The sequence below is a fragment of the Pseudomonas sp. P5_A2_2 genome, from assembly GCF_054177685.1.
On the sequence record NZ_JBGCUL010000909.1, the window covers coordinates 1 to 1,776 of the forward strand.

Genomic DNA, 1,776 nt, shown 5'->3' on the forward strand with positions numbered 1-1,776 from the left:
CCGCTCCCCCGCAGCCCAATCACCGGGCGGCGCGTTGAACAGTGCCTGTACCAGGCCGTTGTCGCTCAAGCGTTGCTTGAGTTCTTCCGCGCTGTAGTCGTAGGGAAACAGATACTCCACTGCTTCAAAACCGTCAGAGGCAGCGGCGGCGAAGCGATCCAGAAACTCATGTTCCGGGTAGAGCATGCTGAGGTTGGCAGCAAAACGAGGCATGGTAGCTCCTGAGATAAAGGGTTAGACAAAAGGCCAGATCAACAGGGTAATACAGAAACCCAAGGTGCCGAGCAAGGTGGTCAATACCGTCCAGGTGCGCAAACCGTCGGCCACATTCAGCCCCGCCAGCTTGGTGAAGATCCAGTAACCGGCGTCATTGATATGGGACATGGCCAACCCGCCACCGCCCATGGCCAGGCACAGCAGGGCCATGTGGTTCGGGGTGAGATTGAGGGTCGCAATCAGCGGGCTGATGATGCCGGCAGTGGTCACCAGCGCCACCGTGGTCGATCCCTGCACTGCGCGTAGTAGCATGGTCAGCAGAAAGCCCAGGGCCAGAACCGGCAGACCGGTGGTGCGCAGCATATCGGAGACCACGGCACCGATTCCGGTGTCCACCAGCACCTTGCCGAACACACCGCCGGCACCGGCAATCAGAATCACCATGGCCACACCGGGCAAGGCCGAACCGATCACGTCAGACACCTGAGTGCGGCTCCAGCCCCGACGCGAACCCAGCAGCCAGGCACACAGCAAGGTGTCGATCAGCAGCGCCACCAGCGGTGCGCCGAGCACGGTCATGATGCCGCGCAGGACCGATTCGGCAGGCAGCAACGAGGTGGACAGAGTCCCCAGCAGAATCAGAATGATCGGTAGCGCGATCAGGCTGACGATCAGGCCAAACCCTGGTGCCGGCGCTGGCGGCAACTTGGAAACGATGCTGCTGACGGACTCTTCCAGGCCCATGTGTGATACGGCTTCAGCCGCTCGCTCAGCGCTCTTGTCGTTGCCGTTGGACCAGGCGACCAGATCCTCGTTGGTGACATGCGGGCCATAGACTTCCGCACGAATATCGTCGGTCATTGGATACACCCGACGGGTCATGCGCCCGGCCACGCGGTAGCCGACATAGCAAAGGAATGCGGTGAGCGGCAGACCGAACATCAGCACGCGGCCCAGGTCCGCACCCAATTGACTGGCGGCGGCCACTGCGCCCGGGTGTGGCGGCAGAAAGGCGTGGACAGTCAACAAGGCCGCGCACATCGGCAGCGCAAACACCAACAGCGGCTTACGCGCACTTCGGGCAACACCATAGGCCAGCGGCATCAGGATGATCACGCCCACTTCGAAGAACACCGGTACCCCGACCATGAAACCGGCAATCGTCAACGCCAGGGGCGTACGCCGGTTGCCGAAACGGGTAATCAGGGTCTTGGCCAGCGCCTCGGCACCGCCGGAGAGCTCGATGATCCGACCGATCATCGCACCCAGGGCAATGATGATGGCGATATGGCCCAGGGTCTTGCCCATGCCGCCTTCGATGGTGGCGACCAGATCCGCCGGTTTCACCCCGGCCACCAGCGCCACCAGAATGCTCACCAGCATCAACGCCACGAAGGGCTGGAACTTGTACTTGAGCACCAGGAACAACAACAGCGCGATGCCCACCCCGGCAGTAATCATCAGGATTAACGGGCTCATTTCACAAACCCTCCACGCCGGGTAAATGAAAGAGTACAGCCAATGGATCTGAACATGCCGCAGTGAAGGTGAGTCATACCT

1 protein-coding gene and 1 pseudogene are annotated in these 1,776 nt (G+C 61.3%); both read right to left on the minus strand.

All coding sequences use genetic code 11. From position 1 onward, the window contains the following. Positions 1-213: pseudogene (locus tag ACXRVY_RS27195) on the minus strand (hydroxypyruvate isomerase); the annotation flags it as partial. Positions 214-234: 21 nt separating this feature from the next. Beyond that, on the minus strand, positions 235-1,695 hold the full coding sequence (locus tag ACXRVY_RS27200; RefSeq protein ID WP_457266208.1) for a GntT/GntP/DsdX family permease: 1,461 nt from the start codon (positions 1,693-1,695) through the stop codon (positions 235-237). Positions 1,696-1,776 lie beyond the last annotated feature (81 nt).